The sequence below is a fragment of the Pseudomonas quasicaspiana genome (assembly GCF_021147825.1).
Classification (GTDB): domain Bacteria; phylum Pseudomonadota; class Gammaproteobacteria; order Pseudomonadales; family Pseudomonadaceae; genus Aquipseudomonas; species Aquipseudomonas quasicaspiana.
Genome location: NZ_JAGTPI010000012.1, coordinates 1 through 25059, shown reverse-complemented (window position 1 = coordinate 25059; position 25059 = coordinate 1). Strand labels below are relative to the sequence as shown.

Sequence of the window (25059 nt, the reverse complement as noted above, 5' to 3'; positions counted from 1 at the left end):
ATCTTGTGGGAGCCGGGCTTGCCCGCGATGAACGATAACGCGATGTGTCTGACGAACCGTAGCGCCTGAATCGCGAGTAAGCACCGCACATATAAAACCGGGTTATTCCCGTTGGAGCGAGGCTTGCCCGCGAATCGGTCGCCGCGGTGTATCAGTAACACCGCGCTTTAGCTCTTCGCGGGCAAGCCTCGCTCCAACGCAGCGCCCTGCACCCAAAATAACTAAACCTTCGGCAACCGCTGTTCAAGCAATTGGTGCAGCGCGCTATCGGCGGGCCAGTTGCGCATGAAGCGGGCGCGGTCGCGGGCGAAGGCGGTCGCGAACGAGGCCTGCGAGGTGTGCTGGCACATGGCGTCCAGATCAATCAAAGCCCAGCGATCCTGGCGCCAGAACACGTTATGGCCTTTCAGATCACCATGGCTGATGCGCTCACGCACCAACTGCTCGAAAAGCTGATCCAGCGCCACCAGCTCGCTTTCCGGCGCATCTCCAGAGGTGACATAGGGCGCGAAGCGCTCGATGATATCCGGCCCCGGCAAAAACTCGGTAACCAGATACGCCTTGTTCCGCAAACCGAAAAAGCGTGTTTCCAGCAACGCCAGCGGCTTGGGCGTGGCGATGCCGAGGAACATCAGCCGATTGCCTTCACGCCATGAATGCCAGGCGCGACTGGGGCGCCAGAAACGCTTGAACCAGTGAGCAAGGTCCTTGATGTTGTAGCGCTTGATCACCAGTGCACGACCATCGACTTCGACCCGGGCGACACTGGCCGCACCGCCAGTCTTGTACATGTGGCCCTGATCCAGCAGCGCATCAGCGTTAGCCAGCACGGGCAACATCGCAGGCTCTTCTTCCCGGCGAATCGCGCGCAGTTGCGACGGCTCATCAATCACGCTGAACAGACTGCAATCACGCCCCGCCTTGTCCAGGTAATCCTTCAAGCGCCAGGCACGTACCTTATCGATCTGCTTCTGCAACGCTTCCATGGGCAGACCATGTTCGCCATTGCTCAACAGGTAATGCACCAACAACTCTTCGGTGAAGGGTTCAAGAGACTTGGGCAACTGAGCGAAAAACACACCGAGGTTTTCCAGCACTTTTTGCCGGGACAGCGGTTTGCCCGCGTCTTCAACACGAATCCCCGCGCCATCGATCAAGTACAACTTGCCGTTGCAGCGCAAAAGGTTGTCCAGATGCAGGTCTTCTTGCCACAGCCCTTTAAGGTGCAACTGAGCGATGGCCGACAATGCCTCGCCCAATACTTCCTGCTGCGCGTCGCTCAACGGCGTCTGATCTTCCACCTCAAGCCAAGCGTCACCGAGGCTGCGGGCCTGTTCGAGAAACTCGAATAGCAACCAGCCGCCCTCACCGTCCTGAAGACCGTCAGCCAGCAACAACGGCGTGGTCATGCCTTGCGCAGCCAATGCACGTACGCCTTCCAGCTCACGCTGAAAATGCCGTGGGGCTTTTGGGCCAACCAGTAATTTGGCCAACACTGTCCGGCCACGCCATACGCCCGCACCGACATAACGCTGACCGGGCAGAACCCGCAGCAACGTCAATAATTGCAATTCAGCAGGACCGGCCGCATCCGCCAATGACAGATTGATCGGCAAGACGGGCGTACGTCCGGCCTCTTTGAGTTCAGACAAACGCATTAACGGATCTCTTCGTGTTCGCTGCGCCGTGAAGCGCGCTTGTGAGTGCCGCGCTCACCGAGCCGCACATACAAATCCTCGACCTGCGGGCTCTCGAGCCCCGCTTGCAGATAAGCCGCCAGCAGCTCCCGCACCTGCGCACTGCTCCACATCGGCGCCCGACGCAACAGTGGCTCAAGGTCCTTGATCCGGTCACGCATACCAAGCAGCAAAGGCCGGGTCTTCTCCAGATCAATCAACTGCGCGCGATAAAAGCCCGCCTTGGCCCGCATGAAAATATGCTTGGGATAGAAGCAACCGTGTATCTGTCGGGCCGCGTGCAGCGTGCGCGCCAAATCACCGCAGGATTGCAGAATCGCAGACTGTTGCTGGCTCTCCATCTCGGGCCAATGCTGCAGCAGCGTATCCAGATCAGTCCAGCCATCCAGCGCCCGCGTCATCAGGATTGCACGGCGCTCGCCATTGACGCGCTGCTCGCCGTAAAACACCGCCTGCAACGCCGGGATACCCAACTTCTGGTAGCGGCTGATGTTACGAAACTCGCGGGAAAACGACGGCTCGCCAAGCGGATGGTGCAAGGTGCGAGTCAGGTAGTTGCTCTGGCGCTTGAGGTAGAAGCCCGTGCCTTCAAGCTCCATGCGGAACACGCTGCTCCAGCCGCCGCGACCGGTATTGGGCTCATCGACAGCATCGAGCTGGACCTCCCAAAGCGAGTCGAAATCAGCCAGGCCATGGCGTTCAAGCAACGGGCGCTCGCTGGGTGCAATAAAATCAGTCATTCGCGCCCCTCAAAGAAACTGACAACATGGCGGATACGTTTCTTGTCGGACGCGTTCAGCCGCGTTCGCTGTCGATACTGCAAATAGAAGCGCAGACGCTGTGTGTTGGACAGATGGTATTTACCTAACTTATCCAGACACGCCAGATCCTTGGTAATTCGATACCGCAACATGAAGCTTGTCCAGAACGCTCCATTGGGACAATCGATCAGGAATACCCTGGCTTGATCGTCGACCAACAGATTGCGCCACTTCAGGTCGTTGTGCGTAAAGTTCTGGTCATGCATGGCACGCGTGTAGCGGGCCACCTGACGGCTGATCGTATCCACCCACGAGCGGTCGGACAGCCGTGGGTCTTCACGCTTTGCCACGGCGGACAAATCTTCGGTATTGAGCAATTCACGGGTAATCAACGCCCCGCGATCGTAAGCGGTGCCGCGACGCTCAAGCCCCCAGGCGACCACCTCGGCAGTAGGAATGCCCCATTTGGCAAAACGCTTGAGGTTCTGCCACTCGGATTTGACACGCGGCTTGCCCAGGTAGCGACGCAAGCCTTTACCAGCGCCCACATAACGTTTGACGTAATAGTTAACGCCTTCGCGCTGAACCTTGATCACTTCCGACAATGGGTCCCGGGTCAGTCGTTCGCCTTCCAACGCAAACACCGCGTCAAGGCTGCCAAATTCGTCACTCAAGGACGCGTAGGCCGGCTCCAGATTCCAACCTGCCATCAGAGCGCGTCCCCGTAGCGGACTTTACGCTCATAAAGCTTGTCGGCTTTGACCTCAAGCCAGCGCAGCAGCCTCGCTTCTTGCGCCAGAATCTGGCGCAACGGTTGCTGGAAGTAGCCTTTGAGAAAGCGCAACTTGTCGCGACGCGTCAGGCCGATATCCAGTGCCGAAAAATACAGTGCGGCCAGATCCTTATTGCGCCAGCGCGGAGTAATTGCCCGGCGGGTCTGGGCGCGATGCAGGTCGATCACCGAGAGGCGGAAATCATCGGCCGTGACCGGCTTGTCGGTGTGCAACAGGAAGTGGCAGATGTAACAGTCACGATGGTTGACACCCGCGCGATGCATCATGCCCACCAACCGCGCCACTTCGGCAACGAAAGCGCGCTTGAGGCGTGGCTCTGGCGGCTCGTTTCGCCAGTTGATGCTGACATCCTCCAGGCTTTCGGTGGGTGCCAGCTCTTCGGTGACTATAAATGAATGCTGCGCCGCCGGGTTGTTGCCCCGCTCGCCGTAAGCCACGGCGGTCATGGTCGGTACGCCCACTTCTTTCAGGCGGGCAATGGCTTTCCACTCCATGCCTGCACCCAGCACGGGCAGTTTGGCGGTGAGCAGGTTCTTGCCGATTTCGCCCCAGCCAATGCCGCGGTGAATCTTGACGAAGTAACCGCGACCATCGACTTCGGTGCGCAAGGTGCGCCGACCTTCGAGTTCGCGATAGACCTGACCGTCCAGACGCTCGACTTCGGCGAAGGCATCACGGCCTTCCCAAAGGGTCTTGAACGGTTCAGCGAGGAACAACTTCATGCGTAGTGCTCCGCCAGAATCACATCGGCCGCGTGCTGCGGCATGCTGTAAAGATCGGCTGTATCAGCGAAGGCCAGACCATTGCGGCTCCAGTTGGCGCGCGCAGTGTCGTCGGCCAGCATGTTCGCCAGGTATTCGTTGAGCTGTGTCTGTTCGAACGGCTCATCCAGCACCAGACCGCTGTCGGCTTCGGCGATGTAATGAGCATAGCCACACACCGCGCTGACCAATACAGGCAGCCCCGCCACCAGTGCCTCAAGCAGCACGGTGCCGGTGTTTTCGTTGTACGCCGGATGAATCAGAACATCGGCCCCCATCAGGAAGCGCGGGATATCGCTGCGCCCCTTCATGAAGGTGACGTGATCACCCAGGCCCAGCGTCGCGCTTTGCAGCTGGAATACTTTGGGGTCGTCCTGGCCGATTACAAACAGCCGGGTGCGTTTTTTAAGTTCGGGTGGCAGCGCGGCCAGCGCTTTCAGGCTGCGATCCACGCCCTTGGTCTTGAAACCGGAGCCGATCTGCACCAGCAACAAGTCGTCGTCAGCCAAACCGAATTCCTTGCGAAAATCAGCACGAATCTGCGGCGCATCTGCAGGTGCGCGACGATCCTGAGCAATGCCCGGCGGCAACAGATGAAAGCGCGACAAGGGCGTGTCGTAATATTTGATGAACAGCGGCTGCTGAACCTCGGAAATCATCAGTACCTGGGTTTTCGCGTCTTTGGCGAATACCGCTCGCTCGTACTCGGCGAAGTGGCGATAGCGGCCCCATTGGCGATACAGCGAATGGCGCAAGGTCTGCGCCTTGTCCTCGAAACAACCGTCGGCGGCGTAGTACACGTCAAGGCCAGGCATTTTGTTAAAGCCGATCAGACGATCTACCGGGCGCTTGGCCAGGTCCGCTTCCATCCAGGCACTGAGCTTTTCATTGCGGCGATGGTTGAAGAACGCTTTGACCGGTGCCACCAGCACTTCGAAGCCCGGCGGCACTTCGCCTTCCCAGATCAGGGTGTAAACGCGGATCTTGTGCCCGCGCTGCTGGCACTCCAGAGCGATGCGCATGAAGTCACGTTGCAGCCCGCCAAACGGAAAGTATTTATACAGTACAAAAGCCAGTTGCATCAGCCGGGCTCCTTTGCCAGCAACAGCGAACCCAATTGGCTCGCTACCCGCTCGGGATTCAAACGAGTGAAGCACATCGGCCACTCGCGTTTTGTATCGAACTGACGGCGGTCTTCATCCGTCGGCTGATACGTACATTTCTTTTGCAGGCATGGCGCACACGCCGGGTAGTCACCCGCCAGATGAACCTGCGACTTGCCGTAAGCACCGGTCAACCCCGGATTGGTTGGGCCAAACAGGGAAACCGTCGGCACATCCAGCGCTGCGGCCAAATGACCAATACCCGTGTCCACCGCGACGCAGGCCTGCGCACTGGCCAGCACCTGAGCGACGCCTGCCAGATTCAGCTTCGGCAGCACGGCCGCATGTTCCAGACCTTCAGCGATGCGCTCGGCACGGGCCTTTTCGCTCGGGTTCCCCCACGGCAAGCGCACTTGCAGGCCCTGCGCGCCCATGCGTTCGGCCAACTGCCGCCAGTACAGCTCGGGCCAGTGCTTAGTGTCCCAAGTGGTGCCATGCAAAAATAGAACGAATGGCGGTGTATTGGCATCTGCGCCAAGCAGACGGCCACGGTCAAGACCGTAATCGCCCAGCCCGGCAGGCACTGCGTAACCCAGCGCTTGCCCGAACAGTTGCCGCAGACGCTCAACCGCATGCTGCCCGCGCGCGACTGGATAAGCCTGATCGTAGAAACGACTGGCGAGCGGTTCCCGGGCCGAATCCTTGTCCAGACCGGCCACGGGGGCGCTGACATAGCGGGTCAGCCAGGCACTTTTCAGCAAACCCTGAGCGTCGATCACCAGATCGTAATGGGTGTCGCGCAACCGTTGCTTGAAGCGCCGCCACTCTCCGGTCTTGAACGTCTGCCAGAGATTCTTGCGCCAGCGCCGGATCGCGACCGGAATCACGTTGCCAACCGCCGGGTGCCAGGTCGGGATCTCGGCGAAACCTTCCTCAACCACCCAGTCAAACTGGATACCCGGCACAGCCCGCGCAGCATCAGTCAGTGCTGGCAACGCGTGAATCACATCGCCCAGCGACGAAGTTTTGATCAGCAAGACCCGCAATCAGGCGACCTCCACCGGAGTGGCACCCAGATTACCCAGCGCCTGCACCACCGAATCCGGCTCCAGCAGGCGCATGCAATTGTAATGGCCAAACCGGCAGGTGCGATCAAAGCAAGGGCTGCATTCCAGCCCCAGACGCACAACTTCCACCTGATCGGCCAGCGGCGGCGTGAAGCCCGGCGATGTCGAACCGTAAACCGCCACCAGCGGGCGATTCAGCGCTGCCGCGACGTGCATCAGGCCCGAGTCGTTGGACACCACGGCATCAGCGCACGACAACAGATCAATCGCCTCAGCCAGCGAAGTATCGCCGCTGAGGTTGACCGACTCTTCGCGCAGGCCAGGAATCAGCCGTTCACGAATGCTTTCGCCCACCGGATGATCTTTCTTCGAACCGAACAGCCAGACTTGCCAGCCTTCGCGAATCTTCGTTTCAGCCACTTTCGCGTAATGCTCGGCAGGCCAGCGCTTGGACTCGCCGAACTCGGCTCCCGGACATAACGCCAGCACCGGCCGATCCAGGCTCAGGCCAAACTTGGCCAACGCTGCATCGCGGGTGGTGAGGTCAATGCGCAGGTCTGGTTTTGGGTACGGACGCGGCAGCTCGGCACCGGGTTCATACGCCAGCGCCATGAAACGCTCGATCATCAGCGGATACCGCTCTTTGTCGAGCGTGCGCACGTCGTTGAGCAGGCCGTAACGAAACTCACCACGCCAGCCAGTCCGCTTGGGGATGCCAGCAAAAAACGGCACCAATGCGGACTTCAGAGAATTGGGCAGCAGAATCGCCTGATCGTATTGCCCCGCCAGGGACTTGCCAATCCTGCGACGCGTGGCCAGTTCCAGCGCACCGTGACCCAGCGGAAAGCTCAGGGCCGCGCGCACTTCAGGCATACGCTCCAGAATCGGACGGCTCCATTCCGGGGCCAGGACATCGATGTCGCATTCAGGGTGGCGCTGTTTAAGGCACTGGAACAGCGTTTGCGCCATTACCATGTCGCCTACCCAGCTGGGCCCAACGATCAGAATTCTCATGTTTCATCCAAAACGACAGAAACGATCAGGGAGGCCGATCGGCTTGCGTGACGTTCCCACACAACCCGACGCCTCCCTGTCATAGCTTTATATAGTGCCTTTACCGTAAGAGCGGTTGAGGCACTGTGGGAGCGAATTCATTCGCGAAAGCGGCGCATCGAACACCAAATCTCTATCGGATGTACCGCCCTCTTCGCGAATGAATTCGCTCCCACAGGATCACCGCCAACCAACAAGATGAACGCTAACCCGTGGGACCTCAGATCAACTCAACCCCATCTCCCCCCAGACCCGCATCACTTCGCGGCGCTGGGTTTCAAACTGATCCCCTGGCACGACACCGGCCTGGTTCTGCAAGGCCTGACGGTGAGCGGCCGAGCGGTAGATCTTGTAGACCTCGCGTAGCAGGCTGGCGTCGCTGGCGGGGATCAGCCCGGCCTCTTCCAGCCCTTCAAGAATACGAATGTTATCGGTGTAACGCAGCAGTGCCGGATGCTCCCGGGACCACGCCAAGGCCGCGTATTGCACCATAAATTCGATATCGACGATACCACCGGCATCCTGCTTGAGGTCGAAGGGCACTGTTGCCAGGAAGGCATTTGCCGCCGTACCGGCCGCCGTGGCCTTGGTGCCGAGGCTGCCACGCATCTTGGCGCGCATCTCGCTGACCTCCTGCTGCAGCCTGGACAAATCCCGTTCGCGGCCCAGCACCGACGCGCGCACACCTTCAAATGCCTGCCCTACTTCCCGACTGCCCACCAGCACCCGTGCGCGGACCAGAGCCTGATGCTCCCACGTCCATGCTTCATTTTCTTGATAGCGGGCAAAAGCCCCGAGCGAACTGACCAATAACCCTGATGCGCCAGACGGGCGCAAGCGCATGTCCACTTCATAAAGCTGACCGGAGTTGGTTTGCGCGGTCAGCAAGTGAATGATCCGCTGCCCCAGACGCGTAAAGAACTGCGCGCTATCAATCGGTTTCGCTCCATCGGTTTCAGCCTGCAAGTCGCCATCATGGATGAACACCAGATCAAGGTCCGAACCATGGCCCAGCTCGATGCCACCGACCTTGCCGTAGCCGACGATGACAAAGCCCGGATCACACAGGCTGCCATCCGGCCGCGACGGCGTTCCGTGGCGCGCAACCGTGTGCCGCCACGCCAGCGCCAGCACCTGTTCAAGAATCGCTTCGGCCAGCCAGGTCAGGTAATCGCTGACTTTCATTAAAGGCAGACTGCCGGTGATTTCCGATGCTGCCACGCGCAAACGGTGCGCCAGCTTGAAGTGACGCAAGGCTTCCATCTGCTGTTCAAGGTCATCTTCGGGGATTCGGGTCAGACGCTCGCGCAACTCCGCAGCCAGCTCCAGAGCCTGCGGCGGGTTGAACAGTCTGCCCTCGTTGAGCAACTCATCAAGCAGCAACGGGAAGCGCGCAATTTGCTCGGCAATCCACGGGCTGGCGGCGCACAGCGTCAACAACTGACGCAGTGCATCAGGGTTTTCGGTGAGCAGCACCAGATACGCAGAGCGCCGGGCGACGGCTTCAACCAACGGCAGTACACGCTCAAGCACCAGATCGGGATTGTCGTGTTCGACCGCCTGCGCCAGTAAACGCGGAATAAATGCATCCAGTCGCTCACGGCCAAGACGCTGCATGGAGCGCAACTGGGAGCTGTTGCGCAAATCGTTGAGGTTCTTCAGCGCTTTATCTGCATCAACGAACCCGCCTGACAGCAACTGGCGGCAGGCGGCGTCTTCGTCCTGGGACTCTTCCCACAGCGGCAGCCATTCCACACCGACCACAACCTCGGCTTCTTCCTGCTGTTCGTCGTCCGGATCAGAGTCCGGGTCCGCGATGACCTGACGGAAATGCCACGACACCCGTCCACGCCAGTGCATCAACTGTTCATGGAAGCTCTTCCAGTCGGCAAAACCCAGCATGAAGGCGATTCGGGCCTGATCCTTTTCATCCTCAGGCAACATTTGCGTCTGCCGGTCGGCAATGGCCTGGATGGCATGCTCGGTATAACGCAGGAATTCATAACCCTGACGCAATTCGTCGATGACCGCAGCAGGCAAGTAACCCTGCCCTTCCAGCGTGCGCAGCACTTTAAGCAGCGGGCGCTGTTGCAGGCTCAAGTCCCGTCCACCATGAATCAACTGGAACGCCTGGGCGATGAACTCGACTTCGCGAATGCCACCGGCACCCAGTTTGATGTTCTCCGCCATGCCTTTACGGCGCACTTCCTGCTGAATCAGCTGCTTCATGGTGCGCAGCGCTTCAATGGCCGAAAAATCCAGATAGCGGCGATAGACGAACGGCCGCAGCATATCCAGCAACTGCTCGCCCGCCGCCTGATCGCCGCCCACGACACGGGCCTTGATCATCGCGTAACGTTCCCAGTCCCGGCCCTGATCCTGGTAATACTGCTCCAGCGCATTGAAGCTCAGCACCAAGGCCCCGGATGAACCGTAAGGCCGCAGGCGCATGTCAACGCGGAACACGAAGCCGTCGACGGTGATCGGGTCCAGCGCCTTGATCAAACGTTGCCCCAAGCGGATGAAAAACTCCTGGTTATCCAGTGGGCGCTTGACCCCCACCGTCTCGCCGCCTTCCGGATAAGCGAAGATCAGGTCGATGTCCGACGAAAGGTTCAGCTCCACCGCACCCAGCTTGCCCATGCCCAGAATGACCATCTGCTGCGCTTCGCCGCTGCGCCGCCCCGTAGGCGTGCCGAACTGCTGGCAATGGCGCTCGTACAACCATTGGTAAGCCAGGTCGATGCAGCCATCAGCCATGTCGGACAGATCGCGACAGGTTTCCACCAGATCGGCCTGCCGGGTCAGGTCGCGCCAGATAATCCGCACTTGCTGCCGCGCACGCTGGCGACGTAGATTACGCCCCAGTTCGTCCTCGCTGACGGCTTCGGCCACGGCTGTCGCAAGCTGCCCGCGTAGCTCACCGGGAGCGAAACTGCGCTCCAGCTCGCCGGATTCCGCGAGGTCCAGCAACAGATGAGGGTCACGACAGACCTGCTCGGTGACAAAGTCACTGGCTGCGCAAACCCGGTCGAACGCTGCGCGACGAGAATCAGGCCAGCCGTCGAAAGATGTCGTAGCACCGTCCGACGAAGCAACAAGGGATGTGCGAAACGTCTGTTGCGCACGAGAGACTAAAGGCAGCAGGATGGCCGGAATATCGGCCAGCGAAGGTAGGCTCATGGTCTATCCTAGATCGGCGTGCGAAGCGCTGTGTAGCGCGCAAAAAACCTGCGAGCGACTGACAGGACTGTCGAACAAAAGTCATAAATTGCTGGGATAGTTAATTTTGTAGCAGCCAGCATCTGATTTGATTCGCATATGTTTGTTTTCAACCAACAGGAACGTTTTATCCCACAACACATGACGAACCTTTTATACGCTTCCCTGTAGCTTTACTACTGCCCCTACAGTTCGAAAGGCTGAAATAGCCGACGATTTGTAGTAAAACTACACGCCGCCGGAACAACCGCCGGTCATCCAAGAATTTATGTCGTCTGCCCACAAGGCCAGTCGCAAACACTCAGGCAACCGATTCTGGAAGCCTTTCCGCCCTGGAGCAAGCCATGCAAGACCTCGATCCCGTCGAAACCCAGGAATGGCTGGACGCCCTGGAATCGGTTCTCGACAAAGAAGGCGAAGACCGTGCTCATTACCTGATGACCCGTATGGGCGAGCTGGCCACCCGTAGTGGTTCGCAGCTGCCGTACGCCATCACCACGCCTTATCGCAACACGATTCCGGTCACTCACGAAGCACGCATGCCTGGCGACCTGTTCATGGAACGCCGCATTCGCTCCCTGATCCGCTGGAACGCGTTGGCCATGGTTGTCAAAACCAACCTGAATGACCCAGACCTGGGCGGTCACATCTCCAGCTTCGCATCCAGCGCCACGCTGTATGACATTGGCTTCAACTACTTCTTCCAGGCCCCGACCGACGAACACGGCGGCGACCTGATCTACTTCCAGGGTCACGCATCGCCAGGCGTTTACGCCCGTGCGTTCATGGAAGGCCGGATCACCGAAGAACAAATGAACAACTTCCGTCAGGAAGTCGATGGCAAAGGCCTGTCGTCTTATCCACACCCGTGGCTGATGAAAGATTTCTGGCAGTTCCCGACTGTATCCATGGGTCTGGGTCCAATCCAGGCGATCTACCAGGCGCGCTTCATGAAGTACCTGGAGCATCGCGGTTACATCCCTGAAGGCAAGCAGAAAGTATGGTGCTTCCTGGGCGACGGCGAGACCGACGAGCCGGAATCCCTGGGCGCCATCGCGCTGGCCGGTCGTGAAAAACTCGACAACCTGATCTTCGTCGTCAACTGCAACCTGCAGCGCCTCGATGGCCCGGTTCGCGGTAACGGCAAGATCATTCAGGAACTCGAAGGCGTATTCCGCGGTGCTCAGTGGAACGTGACCAAAGTAGTCTGGGGCCGCTTCTGGGACCCGCTGCTGGCCAAGGACGTCGACGGTATCCTGCAACGTCGCATGGACGAAGTCATCGACGGCGAGTACCAGAACTACAAAGCCAAAGACGGCGCGTTCGTCCGTGAACACTTCTTCAACACGCCTGAACTCAAGGCGATGGTTGCTGACCTGTCCGACGACGAAATCTGGAAACTCAACCGTGGCGGCCACGACCCGTACAAAATGTACGCGGCGTACCACCAGGCTGTTAACCACAAGGGTCAACCGACCGTGGTTCTGGCCAAGACCATCAAAGGTTACGGTACCGGTGCTGGCGAAGCGAAAAACACTGCGCACAACACCAAGAAAGTCGATGTCGACAGCCTGCGTCACTTCCGTGACCGCTTCGACATCCCGGTCAAAGACGACCAGCTGGAAGCCCTGCCATTCTTCAAACCGGAAGAAGGCAGCGCCGAAGCCCGATACCTGAGCGAGCGTCGTGCTGCGCTGGGCGGCTTCGTACCACAGCGTCGCGCTGAAAGCTTCAGCCTGCCGACTCCGCCACTGGAAACCCTCAAGGCGATTCTGGACGGTTCCGGCGACCGCGAAATTTCCACCACCATGGCCTTCGTGCGGATCCTCTCGCAACTGGTCAAGGACAAGGAAGTTGGCCCGCGCATCGTGCCGATCATTCCGGACGAAGCCCGTACCTTCGGCATGGAAGGCATGTTCCGCCAACTGGGCATCTACTCTTCCGTCGGCCAGCTCTACGAGCCAGTCGATAAAGAACAAGTGATGTTCTATCGCGAAGACAAGAAAGGCCAGATCCTGGAAGAAGGCATCAACGAAGCAGGCGCGATGTCCTCCTTCATCGCTGCCGGTACTTCGTACTCCAGCCACAACCAGCCGATGATTCCGTTCTATATCTTCTACTCGATGTTCGGTTTCCAGCGTATCGGTGACCTGGCCTGGGCCGCTGGCGACAGCCGCACCCGTGGCTTCCTGATCGGCGGCACCGCCGGCCGTACCACCCTGAACGGCGAAGGTCTGCAGCACGAAGACGGTCACAGCCACATCCTGGCATCGACCATCCCGAACTGCCGCACCTTCGACCCGACTTACGGTTACGAGCTGGCAGTGATCATCCAGGACGGCATGCGCCGGATGTTCGAAGAACAGCAGGACGTTTTCTACTACCTGACCGTGATGAACGAATCCTACGCCCAGCCAGCCATGCCGGCCGGTGTCGAGGAAGGTATCGTCAAAGGCATGTACCTGCTCGAAGAAGACACCAAGGAAGCGGCGCACCACGTCCAGTTGCTGGGCTCGGGCACCATCCTGCGTGAAGTTCGCGAAGCGGCGAAAATCCTGCGTGACGAATTCAACATTGGTGCTGATGTCTGGAGCGTGACCAGCTTCAACGAACTGCGTCGCGACGGTCTTGCCGTAGAGCGCAGCAACCGCCTGCACCCTGGCCAGAAGCCAGCTGTAAGCTACGTTGAAGAGTGCCTGGCGGGCCGTAAAGGTCCGGTGATTGCATCGACCGACTACATGAAACTGTTCGCTGACCAGATCCGTCAGTGGGTTCCGACCAAGGAATACAAAGTCTTGGGCACTGACGGTTTCGGCCGCAGCGACAGCCGCAAGAAACTGCGTAACTTCTTCGAAGTCGACCGTCACTTCGTTGTGCTGGCCGCTCTGGAAGCCTTGGCTGATCGTGGCGATATCGAACCTAAGGTTGTGGCTGAAGCCATCGTCAAGTTCGGCATCGATCCTGAAAAACGCAACCCACTGGATTGTTAAGAGTCTGCTTCGAGATCGTATAACGCGCTGAACGAGGAGCGACAAGGCAGCTGAAGATGCGGAATTTACCGTTTTTGATGAACGTTAAATGAGCATCCGAAAGCTGTTTTGTCGCAACTGACTAACCCGGCGCAATCGAGAGTGAACAGGTTCTCCGAAGGAGAGACATTGTGAGTGAGCTAATTCGCGTACCCGACATCGGCAACGGTGAAGGTGAAGTTATTGAGTTGATGGTCAAGGTCGGTGATCGCATCGAAGCTGACCAGAGCGTTCTGACGCTCGAGTCGGACAAGGCGAGCATGGAAATTCCTGCTCCCAAGGCTGGCGTCATCAAGACCATGAAGGTCAAGCTGGGCGACCGCCTGAAAGAAGGCGACGAGCTGTTCGAGCTGGAAGTTGAAGGCGAAGCTGCCGCTGCGCCTGCTGAAGCTGCTGCCCCTGCTGCTGCCGCTCCGGCACCGACCGAAAAGCCTGCTGAAGCTGCACCAGCGCCTGCTGCTGAGCCAGCTGCTGCCGCGACTGAAGCCGTGCAGGACATCCATGTACCGGACATCGGTTCGTCGGGCAAAGCCAAGATCATCGAGCTGATGGTCAAGGTTGGCGACACGATTACTGCTGATCAATCGTTGATCACTCTGGAGTCCGACAAAGCCAGCATGGAGATCCCGTCTCCAGCCGCAGGCGTTGTCGAAGCCATCCTCGTCAAGCTCGAAGACGAAGTTGGCACCGGCGACCTGATCCTGAAATTGAAAGTGGCTGGCGCTGCGCCTGCTGCTGCCCCTGCTCAAGCTGCCGCTCCTGCTGCTGCCGCACCGACCAAGGCTGAAGCTGCTCCGGCTGCTGCGCCAAAAGCAGAGGCTCCAACTGCTGCGCCGGCTCAAACAGCTGCAGCTCCGGCCAAAGACGGCGCCAAGGTTCACGCAGGCCCGGCAGTTCGCCAACTGGCCCGTGAGTTCGGCGTTGAACTGAGCGCAGTCAGCGCAACCGGCCCACACGGCCGTGTGCTGAAAGAGGACGTGCAGGTTTACGTCAAGGCCATGATGCAGAAGGCCAAGGAAGCTCCAGCGGGCGGCGCAAGCGGCGGCGCGGGCATCCAGCCAATCCCTGAAGTCGACTTCAGCCGTTTCGGCGAAATCGAAGAAGTGCCGATGACCCGCCTGATGCAACTGGGCGCCACCGGTCTGCACCGCAGTTGGCTGAACATTCCGCACGTTACACAATTCGACCAGGCCGACATCACCGACCTGGAAGCTTTCCGCGTTGCGCAGAAAGCCGTTGCCGAGAAAGCAGGCGTCAAACTGACCATCCTGCCTCTGCTGCTCAAGTCTTGCGCCTTCCTGCTCAAGGAACTGCCAGACTTCAACGCTTCGCTGGCACCAAGCGGCAAAGCAGTGATCCGCAAGAAATACGTCAACATCGGCTTTGCTGTTGATACCCCTGAAGGCCTGCTGGTACCGGTCATCAAGGACGTGGACAAGAAGAGCCTGCTGCAACTCGCTGCCGAAGCCGCAGTACTGGCTGAAAAAGCCCGTACCAAGAAGCTCTCAGCGAACGAAATGCAGGGCGCCTGCTTCACTATCTCCAGCCTCGGCCACATTGGCGGCACCGGCTTCACGCCGATCGTCAACGCGCCTGAAGTGGCGATTCTGGGTGTTTCCAAGGCAACCATGCAGCCGGTTTGGGATGGCAAAGCCTTCCAGCCTAAGCTGATGCTGCCATTGTCGCTGTCCTACGATCACCGCGTAATCAACGGCGCAGCCGCCGCGCGCTTCACCAAGCGCCTGAGCGATCTGCTGGCTGATATCCGCACGATCCTGTTGTAAGCCTGGCTGGGTGCTCGCTCTCTTTTGTGGGAGCGAATTCATTCGCGAAAGCGGTGTATCAGGCAATGATTTGCTGGATGTGCCGCCCTCTTCGCGGATGAATCCGCTCCCACAGGGGCGGCGCCTGAGCGATCTGCTGGCTGATATCCGCACGATGCTGTTGTAAGCGGGTGCTCGCTCTCCTTTGTGGGAGCGAATTCATTCGCGAAGGCGGTGTATCAGGCAATGATTTTCTGGATGTGCCGCCCTCTTCGCGGATGAATCCGCTCCCACAGGGGCAGCGCCAGAGCCACCTGCTGGCTGATATCCGCACGATCCTGTTGTAAGCCTGGCTGGGTGCTCGCTCTCCTTTGTGGGAGCGAATTCATTCGCGAAAGCGGTGTATCAGGCAATGATTTGCTGGATGTGCCGCCCTCTTCGCGGATGAATCCGCTCCCACAGGGGCGGCGCCAGAGCCACCTGTTTCACCGAGCCAAACCGCTCGACCTCAACCCCGCCTACATGGCGGGGCTTTTTTTGCCCGGGATTCAATCATCTGCACGGAACGCATAGCCCGGTAGGAGCGAACTTGTTCGCGAGGTGTAAACCTGACACACCCGGTCGCCTGTCTCGCGAACAAGTTCGCTCCTACCGATACGGCAATTCTCACGCCACCAAACCGCTCGACCTCAACCTCGCCCACATGGCGGGGCTTTTTTTGCCCGGGATTCAATCATCTGCACGGAACGCATAACCCGGTAGGAGCGAACTTGTTCGCGAGGTGTATACCTGACACACCCGGTCGTCTGTCTCGCGAACAAGTTCGCTCCTACCTGAATCGGTGGCGGGCCTTTTGAGCGTTCCAAGACACAAATCGCCTACCTGTCTGCGCCCCCCCATCATCTGACGGAACGCATAGCCCGGTAGGAGCGAGCTTGTTCGCGAGGTGTAAACCTGACACACCCGGTCGCCTGTCTCGCGAACAAGTTCGCTCCTACCGATACGGCAATTCTCACTCCACCAAACCGCTCGACCTCAACCCCGCCTACATGGCGGGGCTTTTTTTGTGCGCAATTTGGCAAAGTGCGGCGAAATGCCGCTAATCTGGAATATTCCCCCACCGCCAGCAAAGCCTTGATCTAGAGCGCTTAATTCATAAACTGCATACAACCAGCCTATTATGGCCAAACATTTATAGCACTAAGCCACCGCGCTCCCTTGTCAGCCAGTGCTGCATGATGCAACCTTGCCACACGCGAAATCAGAAAGGGCCCCGCCCGCACGCGTTCAGTATTCCGAAAGCGAGTTCCTTCATGAAGAGCCAACCCGATGCTGCCGGTAGAACGGCGGCCGAGGTAGTGACGCAATTGCCGGTGCCTTCGCGCCTCGGCATGCTGCGTTTCGAGCGGCTTAATGAAGCCAATTGGGCGCTGCTCTACCTCGATCCAAACTGTGAAAAACAGTTCGGCCTGGCTGCCGTGGAACTCTGCGCCTTATTGGGCTCGCCTTACGCAAGCCTGATGGAACCTGAAGCCCGCTATCAAGTACACGACTCCATTCAGTTGCAGTTGGCTGAAACCCCGCATTACACCGTGCGCTATACCCTGCACACCGCCCGCGGCCCACTCAGCGTGGTCGAAGTGGGCGAAGGCTATAAGCAACACAATCGGCACCTGTTGCGCGGTTACCTGATGGTCGTTGATGGCCTGCAGATCGACGCCGATCAGTACGCCAACCCCGATCTGGAAACCCAGAACTCGCGCCTGCAAATCGCTCTTGAGCTCAATCAACAAGCCCAACGCGAGCAGTTCGAGCACCTGGAGCGTGTCCGCGCCCAGCAAAATCTGATCCTGCACCTCGCCCGCCAGCGCTACAGCACTAATAACGCGCTGCAGGAAGCGGCTGAGCTGATCACTAAAAGTGCCTGCGAGATCTACAACATCTCCTGCGCCAGCATGTGGTACCTCAGTGGCCACATGCTTGAACCTATTTCCGCCTATCGTCGCGAAGACAGAAAAAGCCACCTGCCGGCCCCCATCGACGCGAGCCCGTTTCCGAGTTACCTCGAAGCACTGCATAACAGCCGTGCCATCGATGCACACGACGTCCAGCAAGATCCGCGCACCAAAGAGATGATCGCCAGCTTCAAGCCACGTGACATCAGCGCCATTCTCGACGCCAGTATTCGCATCGACGGCCAGGTGATGGGTGTGCTGTGCCTGGAGCAAACCGGTGAACCGCGCGCCTGGCAGTCCGATGAAATCGCCTTTGCCGGTGAGCTGGCGGATCAATTCGCCCAGGCCATCAACAACCACACCCGCCGCACCGCCACCAGCGCCCTGCACTTATTCCAGCGCGCCGTCGAGCAAAGCGCCAATGCCTTCCTGCTGGTCAATTGCGACGGCGTGGTCGAGTACGTCAACCCGAGTTTCACCGCAATCACCCAGTACACGGCCGATGAGGTCCACGGGTACAAGCTGTCCGAGCTGCCCGCACTGGAAAACCTCAGCGAAGTGCTCAAGGACGCCAATTCCAGCCTTGCCAGCAGCAACAGCTGGCAAGGTGAATTCAAGAGCCGTCGTAAAAACCTCGAACCCTACTGGGGGCAACTGTCGATTTCCAAGGTGTATGGCGACAACCGCGAGTTGACCCATTACATCGGCATTTACGAAGACATCACCCAGAGCAAACTGGCTCAGCAGCGCATCGAGCGCCTGGCCTACACCGACAACCTGACCAACCTGGGCAACCGGCCGGCGTTCATTCGCACCCTGGACGAGCGCTTTACCCGGGATAGCGACACGCCCATGAGCCTGTTGCTGGTGGACATCGACAACTTCAAACGCATCAACGACAGCCTGGGCCACCAGACCGGCGACAAATTGCTGATCAGCCTGGCCCGTCGCCTGCGTAACACCCTGAGCCCCAGCGACGTGTTGGCGCGTTTTGCCAGTAATGAATTCGCTGTGCTGCTCGATCAGACCGGGGCCGATGACGGGCAGAGCATTGCCACCCAGGTGCTGGCAACGCTGGACAAGCCGATCTTCGTCGATAACCAGTTGATCAGCGTCACCGGCTCCGTAGGCCTGGCTTGCGCGCCGTTACATGGTCGTGATCCGCAGACGTTGATGAAAAACGCCGGGCTTGCGTTGCACAAGGCCAAAGCCAACGGCAAGCATCAGGTTCAGCTGTTTACCGAAGCCCTGAATGCCGAGGCCAGCTACAAACTGTTCGTTGAAAACAACCTGCGCCGCGCCCTGACGCAAAACGAGCTGGAGGTCTTCTACCAGCCCAAGCTGTGCCTGCTCAGCGGGCGTCTGATCGGCATGGAAGCGCTATTGCGCTGGAACCACCCGGAGAAGGGCATGATTCGCCCTGACCAGTTCATCAGCGTCGCTGAAGAGACGGGTCTGATCATCCCGATCGGCAAATGGGTAGCACGCCAGTCCTGCCGCATGAGCAAACAACTGACCGCAGCCGGTTTCGGCAATCTGCAAGTGGCGATCAACGTGTCCCCCAAGCAGTTCTCCGACCCGGAGCTGGTGAGTGCAATCGCCGCGATCCTCAAAGAAGAACAGCTCGATACTTCCCTGCTGGAGCTGGAGCTGACCGAAGGCCTGCTGCTGGAGGCTACTGAAGACACCCGCCAGCAACTGGACGCCCTGAAGAAAATGGGCTTGTCGCTGGCCATGGATGACTTCGGCACTGGCTATTCATCGTTCAGCTACCTGAAAAAATTCCCCATCGACGTGATCAAGATCGATCGCAGCTTCATCCGCGACATTCCGGATGATGAGGACGATATGGAAATCACCTCGGCAGTCATCGCCATGGCCCACAACCTCAAGCTCAAAGTGGTCGCCGAAGGCATCGAAACCGCCGCTCAACTGACCTTCCTGCGCCGCCATCGCTGCGACGTCGGTCAAGGCTACCTGTTCGACAAACCCATCCCCGGTCAGGACCTGATCGACAAGCTGCGCCGCTACCCACGCGGACCGTTGGCCTGACAGACTTCCCCCAGCCCGCTTGTTTGGGGCACACTTGCTGCTAACTGACATCACGCCGCCCTCGGTAGGAGGCAACTTGTTGGCGAGGCGGCGAAACTGACATCGCCTCGCGAACAAGTTCGCTCCTACCGGGAGTCGCGCCCTGATTACCTTCGCGGCCCACCCGCATCCCACCATGAGGAAAAGGTTCATGGCTCTACGCTCGGAAATTCTTGTGAACAAAAACGTACTCCCTACCGCTGACCAAGCCCTGCCCGGTCGCGAAACACCGATGGCACTCCCGGAAACCCACTTCGTCAACGGCAACCCGCTACTGGGCCCGTTCACCGCCAACGTGGAATTCGCGATTTTCGGCCTGGGTTGCTTCTGGGGTGCCGAACGCCGCTTCTGGCAACGGGACGGCGTCGTCAGCACCGTTGTCGGCTATGCCGGTGGCTTTACGCCTAACCCGACCTACGAAGAAGTGTGCTCCGGTCTGACTGGCCACACTGAAGTCGTGCTGGTGGTCTACGAGCCGGAAAAAGTCAGCTACGACGAACTGCTGACTCAGTTCTGGGAACTGCACAACCCGACTCAAGGCATGCGCCAGGGCAACGACATCGGCACGCAATACCGCTCGGTGATCTACTGCACTACCCCGGAACAGCTCGCTGCCGCCAAGGCCAGCGCTGCGGTGTATCAGGCAGAGCTGAGCAAAGCCGGGCTGGGTGAAATCACCACTGAAATCGAAGAAGCGCCGACTGTGTTCTTTGCCGAGGCCTATCACCAGCAATACCTGGCGAAGAATCCGCAGGGCTATTGCGGGATTGGTGGCACCGGTGTGTGCATGCCGCCGAGTCTGGCGGGGAATTGATTTAGTCATCCTGTGGGAGCGAATTCATTCGCGAAAGCGGTATTTCAGACGCTAGATGCGCGGGGGCTTTCGCGAATACATCCGTTCCCACAGGAGTTGCAGCGCCAGAACAGCTAACCACCAGGTAACAAACACTCCACCGAACACGCGGGTAGTTTAATTCGGTAGGAGCCAACTTGTTGGCGAGGCATTGGTACTGGGTGATCGGAAACTCGCCTCGCTAAAAAATCCAGGCATACCAAAACTCGACTTACCAACTGGAAGCTCGATTTTTTTAACTTAAAATTCAACCTGGCTGTTTACATGCATCAACCGACCTGTCACGCAACGAAATCATTCTGACCAGCTAATGCTGTCACAGGCAATTTCATTACGATCATCTTGTGCCCCAGCAATATCAATACAAGTTACAAATTTTCCAGGCGGAGCGGTGAATTCTACCGGCACCTTATATTGCCCAGGCAAGCTCACCTCTAGAGGGACTAAACTAAAGCCGGTCCCTGAGAAAAGAACAGTTAATCTGAAGGTAGGGAGATTTTTCATTAGCCAAAAAGTTAATGCCACCTTCTTAAAAGAACCTGAGGGGAGTATTATTGTTAGTGTAGCGAAACGACCAAATTTTGAAGGAAAATACAACGATTTAAATCCGTGCTGTCCTTGCTGAGCTGCATGGTGAACTATTTCAGTTGGTAACGGTGTAGTAGTTGGTGTTGAATACAATAGCAGCCCTGAAGGGAGTTCCAGATAGTCTGGCCCGAAGGGAATTTGTCTTGATACTACTGCTTCAAAATCCTCGAATCCCGAAGCAGGAACCTGAATGATGTTCAATACCCGTATTGGAAATAACACTTTCGTTACCCCACCATCAAACGACACTTCAAAAATTAACGTCAGGCTTGAACCGTCCTTCAACGCTTTCAAGTTACTCAATGCCACCGTCGTGCTCGGCTCAGCCGTCGAACTAATCGGAAAATTTTGCCACGCTGGATGCGCCCAGTTATACGCCGTGCCATCCTCTTTGGTGCCTTCAAACCTGAGGGAAATGCGCTGCCCCGCTGCAATGAACGGCCAAGGCTTGACCCTCAGTCCGGCATCGCCGGTCAAGGCATCAACATCAAGGCTTCCGTCAGCGGAGGCTTGCAGAATTCTCGGCGCCTCCAGCACGGAATCAGAAAGCGTCCGGACAGTGAGGTCGAGCTGGGGTGATGGTTTCGTTACACCATTGCGCATAACCGAATACAGCACCGGAATGGTTTTCCCGATCACCGCCGCCACCGCCGAGGGCGGGATGGTAAACGTGACACTGCCCAAGGCGCTGCCCTGTTGAGGCAGCACAAGGTTATCGAGACTATTCCAGCTCAGGCCGATGGTGTCGGTGGTTTGCATATCGTAAGCCACGACCACGGTTGCACCGTTTAGGGCGTCAATCGGTTCAAGACTGCCGCTCGGAGCATCGATAACTGTGGGCCGAGGAATTGCTACGACCGTAAACTCGTATGGGTCCGATAACAAAACTCCACCCACAGTTAGCGCGGTGATACTGTGAAGTGTCTCCGTCAGCTCAGAGAACGTTGACTGCCAACTCCCATCACTCTGTGCCACTTTTGTATCGATTGGATACGAGTCATCAAATAGCTCCAGAGTAACGCCAGGACCGGCCGTTCCACTTATTGTCAATAAGTTATCGAGAGTTTCACTGCCATTGGAGACATCGCCACTGACGCCTGTCACATTCAGAATGTGAGGCCTTACTTCTCCCCTCATCGCCTCTACAATTAAATCGAGGGCTGTCGATGGTTCAGTAACTCCCGAACGCATTACCATATAGAAGACCTCAATGGTCTGGCCCGCCGTATCGGTAACTGCTGCGCGTGGCACCAGAAAATCTATCGTTCCGCTTGAGTTCCCGTACTTTGGTGCGACCAAATCACCTCGGCCATTCCAGAACATAAAAATAAGGTCGGTGTCTTCCATGATATAGGTCACGCGAACGGTCGCGCCGTTCACTGCGTTTGGGTCGAGTACACCACTGGGGGCTTCAACGACAGCGGGTTGTGTATAACGGCTTGCGTTCACTTGATTCACCTTTTTATAAGCAAGACATCACCATCAGAATTGAATTGAAATGAAACGCCCCCTGTAGGAGTGAATTTATTCACGATAGCGGTATTTCAGACGCTAGATGCGCGGGGGCTTTCGCGAATACATCCGTTCCCACAGGAGTTGCTATGGAAAGCAACGATTAATCCTCAGGCCGAAGCATTAATTTGACAGGATGTAGCGTGTGACGAGACATAGGGGACAACCCACTCGGAGAAAATAAGGTCATACGAAGTCAGTCATCTCTATGCGCAGCATTAAGAACGTCGCCGCAGCAATGGCAGCCACTAACCACTTTCTTACAGTGACCAACTACCGCCATGGACTTATTGACACTAAGGGCCATACTGCCGCATTACTCTGACCAGCTAATACTGTCGCATGCGAGCCGTCCACTTTCATATTGCTTAGTCCACATCTCGAATCCTGTTATAGCGTTCCCTGACCGAGCAGTATAGTTCAAGATAAACGTCCCCCCACCCAATCCAGGCGTTACAATCTTAATAGTATCGACTATCGCTCCTGTTTGGTTAAGCCAACTTACGGTACAGTTTCTGGCATTACCAGACACAGTCCACATGGCAAAGCTCACCTTTCTGAACACCCCGGAAGATGGCAAGATACACATCACACTTCCATCTTTAACCCCGTCGACAGTGATATATAGAAACCTAACACCGTGTTCACCTTGCGCCCCTCCACTATTACCGATAGACGGAGGTGTATGGTAGGGCGCATAGGGACCTACTTTCAAACCCGATGCCAGTGTAATCTGATGATCTATCCGCCCGATTGAAGCTGCTTCAAAGTCCTCGAATCCTGATACGGGTTTAGCCACTATCGTAAAGCCCCACGGCTCAGAAATCAGATTTCCACCTACGGTCTTTGCCGAGATTCTGTGGTAGCTCTGCGTCAGGCCCGAGAAAGTAAGCGACCAGCTTCCAGTATTGGTCGTCAGCGTATCACCCACCGACATGGATCCATCCCAGATATCAAGGTTAACGTTCGCCCCTGCGGAACCATTGATAGTCAGCACCGTGTCGATCGTTTCGCCCTCATTTTCGACGCTACCGCTGGCACCTGTGACACCGGTAATAACAGGTTGAACCTCCGCTGCGGCCTGGACGCTCAATGCAAGAATGTCTGACGGTTCTGCGACATCGGAACGAATAACCGTGTAAAAAACTTCAATGGTTTTGCCCACAACGGCCGCTACAGCAGCGGGAGGGACTGAAAACCCGACTTCTCCATCAGGATTGCCCTGTTGGGGAAGGACAAGATCCGCGTGGCCATCCCATGAGAGGAGTATGAGATCCGTATTTGCCATCCCATACAGTACACGCACCGTCACGGCGCTGACAGGACTGGACATGACTAGTACGCCATTAACAGCTCCAACAACTTCAGGTTTCACATGATTGACAGTCATCTTAGATATCCTTCTGTGAGGTTGGCGCCAGGAGCAAGCCACTCAACCCACTTGAAATTTACTCACTGACAAACGACATCGTTAGTCAGCGAAGTCCCCTATCACCGGGGGTAGCCATTTATCAATACAGCACAATTATTCTTCAACCGCCTTCAAGTTACAGCCACAGGGTAAAACGCGATACTGTCAGAAATAACAGTACTTAGAACGTATCGAAATAAAGCGGCTATAGTGATAAGTAACCTAGCATTATCTCTGTGAGCCGAGAAATCACTGCCAGGGACGACCAGCACATTAGCCGTGCTCTATAATGAGGTTTATACCAGCACTACTTGACCAAGAATCCGCAGGGGTATTGTGGGATTGGCGGGACCGGTGTGTGCATGCCGCCGAGTCTGGCGGGGAATTGATTGGGTAAAAGACAGTTTGTTAGCGAGGCGCTTGTTTTGCGTAATCAAGAACATCGCCTCGCGAACAAGTTCGCTGTCATCAAACAACACGTAACTTTCTGAATTCACGAAGAACCTGTGGGACCGAATTCATTCGGGAAAGCGCTATTCCTGACGACAAAGACGCTGCGGATGCATCGGCCCCTTCGCGAATGAATTCGCTCCCACGGGGTTGGTGCCAGACTCAAGCCCACCGCGATCCTGTGGGGCCGAATTCACCGAGAAATACATCGTTGTTGATCCTGTGCAATCAGGAGGTAGTCACTGTAATCACCCAAGGCTCAGACACTGCACTATTGTTGTTTGATCGCGCAGTAAAGCTATGGCCTCCGACAGTCAATCCTCGCAGTTGTGCTTCCCAACCGCCTTCAAATGGAAAAGCTCTGACCGTCAGAAGATCGTTATCCAGAATATCCAGGACGTCAGGCCTGGTCTGATCAACCACCGTTCCAGAAAGAGTCAATAGCGTATCGGGAGTAGAACCGCCGTCCGGCACAGGCACACCCTGGGAATCAACAACCCCTTCGATAACCGGCTCGTGCCAGCTTGCACTGACAATCCAGGGCGTGGACTCCGCACCGGTATCGATTGATCGTGCAATAAAGCTGTGGCTTCCCGCTGTTATCAAATCCACTTGCGCTGACCACGTATCGTCTTCCGGCCAGACCATGAGCCTGCGGGTGCCGTTATCCAGAATCTCCAATACCTGAGTGCCAACTGCGACACCCGACAGGGTGAGCTCAGGTTCTCGGGTGAATCCACCGTCAGGTATCGAAACGTCTTGGGAATCTACAACACCCAATATACGTGGCTCATTCCAGCTTGCGTTAATCATCCAGGGCTCAGACTCCGCGCCATTATCGATTGATCGAGCAATAAAGCTGTGGCTTCCCGCTGTTATCAAATCCACTTGCGCTGACCACGTATCGTCTTCCGGCCAGACCATGAGCCTGCGGGTGCCGTTATCCAGA

At 57.3% G+C, this 25059-nt stretch carries 15 protein-coding genes and 1 pseudogene; 5 read left to right on the top strand and 11 right to left on the bottom strand.

Annotated features, from left to right (window positions below; genetic code table 11):
- Positions 1-221 precede the first annotated feature (221 nt).
- The 8 genes from KDX30_RS10195 to glnE all read right to left on the bottom strand — a co-directional run bounded on the left by KDX30_RS10195 (position 222) and on the right by glnE (position 10419).
- Positions 222-1658, bottom strand: coding sequence for a lipopolysaccharide kinase InaA family protein (locus KDX30_RS10195; RefSeq protein WP_231675672.1), 1437 nt, complete (start codon positions 1656-1658; stop codon positions 222-224).
- A complete protein-coding gene (locus KDX30_RS10190; protein ID WP_231675671.1) occupies positions 1658-2437 on the bottom strand; it encodes a lipopolysaccharide kinase InaA family protein in 780 nt (259 codons plus the stop codon). The genes KDX30_RS10195 and KDX30_RS10190 overlap by 1 nt, the downstream gene beginning before the upstream one ends.
- Positions 2434-3168: a lipopolysaccharide kinase InaA family protein gene (locus KDX30_RS10185; protein WP_231675670.1), complete on the bottom strand. Its 735-nt coding sequence runs from the start codon at positions 3166-3168 to the stop codon at positions 2434-2436. Before KDX30_RS10185 ends, KDX30_RS10190 begins: the two co-directional genes overlap by 4 nt.
- Positions 3168-3974: a lipopolysaccharide core heptose(I) kinase RfaP gene (gene rfaP, locus KDX30_RS10180; protein WP_231675669.1), complete on the bottom strand. Its 807-nt coding sequence runs from the start codon at positions 3972-3974 to the stop codon at positions 3168-3170. The genes KDX30_RS10185 and rfaP overlap by 1 nt, the downstream gene beginning before the upstream one ends.
- Positions 3971-5095, bottom strand: coding sequence for a glycosyltransferase family 4 protein (locus tag KDX30_RS10175; protein ID WP_231675668.1), 1125 nt, complete (start codon positions 5093-5095; stop codon positions 3971-3973). The genes rfaP and KDX30_RS10175 overlap by 4 nt, the downstream gene beginning before the upstream one ends.
- Positions 5095-6162 carry a lipopolysaccharide heptosyltransferase I gene (gene waaC / locus KDX30_RS10170; protein WP_122808389.1) on the bottom strand — a complete coding sequence of 356 codons (1068 nt, stop codon included), beginning with the start codon at positions 6160-6162 and terminating at the stop codon, positions 5095-5097. The genes KDX30_RS10175 and waaC overlap by 1 nt, the downstream gene beginning before the upstream one ends.
- Positions 6163-7197: a lipopolysaccharide heptosyltransferase II gene (waaF, locus tag KDX30_RS10165; protein ID WP_099267719.1), complete on the bottom strand. Its 1035-nt coding sequence runs from the start codon at positions 7195-7197 to the stop codon at positions 6163-6165.
- 264 nt (positions 7198-7461) lie between these two features.
- Positions 7462-10419 (bottom strand): bifunctional [glutamate--ammonia ligase]-adenylyl-L-tyrosine phosphorylase/[glutamate--ammonia-ligase] adenylyltransferase, encoded by a 2958-nt coding sequence (gene glnE, locus KDX30_RS10160; protein WP_231675667.1) that lies wholly within the window; start codon positions 10417-10419, stop codon positions 7462-7464.
- 383 nt (positions 10420-10802) lie between these two features.
- On the opposite strand from glnE, the gene aceE reads away from it, so the two are divergent.
- The 4 genes from aceE to msrA all read left to right on the top strand — a co-directional run bounded on the left by aceE (position 10803) and on the right by msrA (position 20110).
- Positions 10803-13448, top strand: coding sequence for a pyruvate dehydrogenase (acetyl-transferring), homodimeric type (gene aceE / locus KDX30_RS10155; protein ID WP_027901057.1), 2646 nt, complete (start codon positions 10803-10805; stop codon positions 13446-13448).
- A 170-nt stretch (positions 13449-13618) separates the two neighbouring features.
- Complete coding sequence (gene aceF / locus KDX30_RS10150; protein ID WP_231675666.1) at positions 13619-15271, top strand: dihydrolipoyllysine-residue acetyltransferase; 1653 nt, start codon at positions 13619-13621, stop codon at positions 15269-15271.
- A 1292-nt stretch (positions 15272-16563) separates the two neighbouring features.
- On the top strand, positions 16564-19257 hold the full coding sequence (locus KDX30_RS10145; protein ID WP_231675665.1) for a putative bifunctional diguanylate cyclase/phosphodiesterase: 2694 nt from the start codon (positions 16564-16566) through the stop codon (positions 19255-19257).
- Positions 19258-19447: 190 nt separating this feature from the next.
- Complete coding sequence (msrA, locus tag KDX30_RS10140) at positions 19448-20110, top strand: peptide-methionine (S)-S-oxide reductase MsrA (protein ID WP_231675664.1); 663 nt, start codon at positions 19448-19450, stop codon at positions 20108-20110.
- Between the two features lie 333 nt (positions 20111-20443).
- On the opposite strand, the gene KDX30_RS10135 is transcribed toward msrA, so the two are convergent.
- Complete coding sequence (locus tag KDX30_RS10135; RefSeq protein WP_231675663.1) at positions 20444-22186, bottom strand: hypothetical protein; 1743 nt, start codon at positions 22184-22186, stop codon at positions 20444-20446.
- Between the two features lie 379 nt (positions 22187-22565).
- The gene (locus KDX30_RS10130; RefSeq protein ID WP_231675662.1) at positions 22566-23639 is read right to left on the bottom strand and encodes a hypothetical protein; all 1074 of its coding nucleotides are present in this window, start codon (positions 23637-23639) and stop codon (positions 22566-22568) included.
- 320 nt (positions 23640-23959) lie between these two features.
- Between KDX30_RS10130 and KDX30_RS10125 the strand changes: the two are divergent.
- Positions 23960-24049: pseudogene (locus KDX30_RS10125) on the top strand (peptide-methionine (S)-S-oxide reductase MsrA); the annotation flags it as partial.
- 289 nt (positions 24050-24338) lie between these two features.
- On the opposite strand, the gene KDX30_RS10120 reads toward KDX30_RS10125, so the two are convergent.
- The coding region (locus KDX30_RS10120; protein WP_231675661.1) for a hypothetical protein at positions 24339-25059 on the bottom strand (721 nt) is incomplete at its 5' end.

Bases quoted from the DNA above. Each gene is read 5' to 3' on its own strand.
- KDX30_RS10195 (WP_231675672.1), bottom strand. From the start codon at position 1,658: ATGCGTTTGTCTGAACTCAAAGAGGCCGGACGTACGCCCGTCTTGCCG.
- KDX30_RS10190 (WP_231675671.1), bottom strand. From the start codon at position 2,437: ATGACTGATTTTATTGCACCCAGCGAGCGCCCGTTGCTTGAACGCCAT.
- KDX30_RS10185 (WP_231675670.1), bottom strand. From the start codon at position 3,168: ATGGCAGGTTGGAATCTGGAGCCGGCCTACGCGTCCTTGAGTGACGAA.
- rfaP (WP_231675669.1), bottom strand. From the start codon at position 3,974: ATGAAGTTGTTCCTCGCTGAACCGTTCAAGACCCTTTGGGAAGGCCGT.
- KDX30_RS10175 (WP_231675668.1), bottom strand. From the start codon at position 5,095: ATGCAACTGGCTTTTGTACTGTATAAATACTTTCCGTTTGGCGGGCTG.
- waaF (WP_099267719.1), bottom strand. From the start codon at position 7,197: ATGAGAATTCTGATCGTTGGGCCCAGCTGGGTAGGCGACATGGTAATG.
- glnE (WP_231675667.1), bottom strand. From the start codon at position 10,419: ATGAGCCTACCTTCGCTGGCCGATATTCCGGCCATCCTGCTGCCTTTA.
- aceE (WP_027901057.1), top strand. From the start codon at position 10,803: ATGCAAGACCTCGATCCCGTCGAAACCCAGGAATGGCTGGACGCCCTG.
- KDX30_RS10145 (WP_231675665.1), top strand. From the start codon at position 16,564: ATGAAGAGCCAACCCGATGCTGCCGGTAGAACGGCGGCCGAGGTAGTG.
- msrA (WP_231675664.1), top strand. From the start codon at position 19,448: ATGGCTCTACGCTCGGAAATTCTTGTGAACAAAAACGTACTCCCTACC.
- KDX30_RS10130 (WP_231675662.1), bottom strand. From the start codon at position 23,639: ATGACTGTCAATCATGTGAAACCTGAAGTTGTTGGAGCTGTTAATGGC.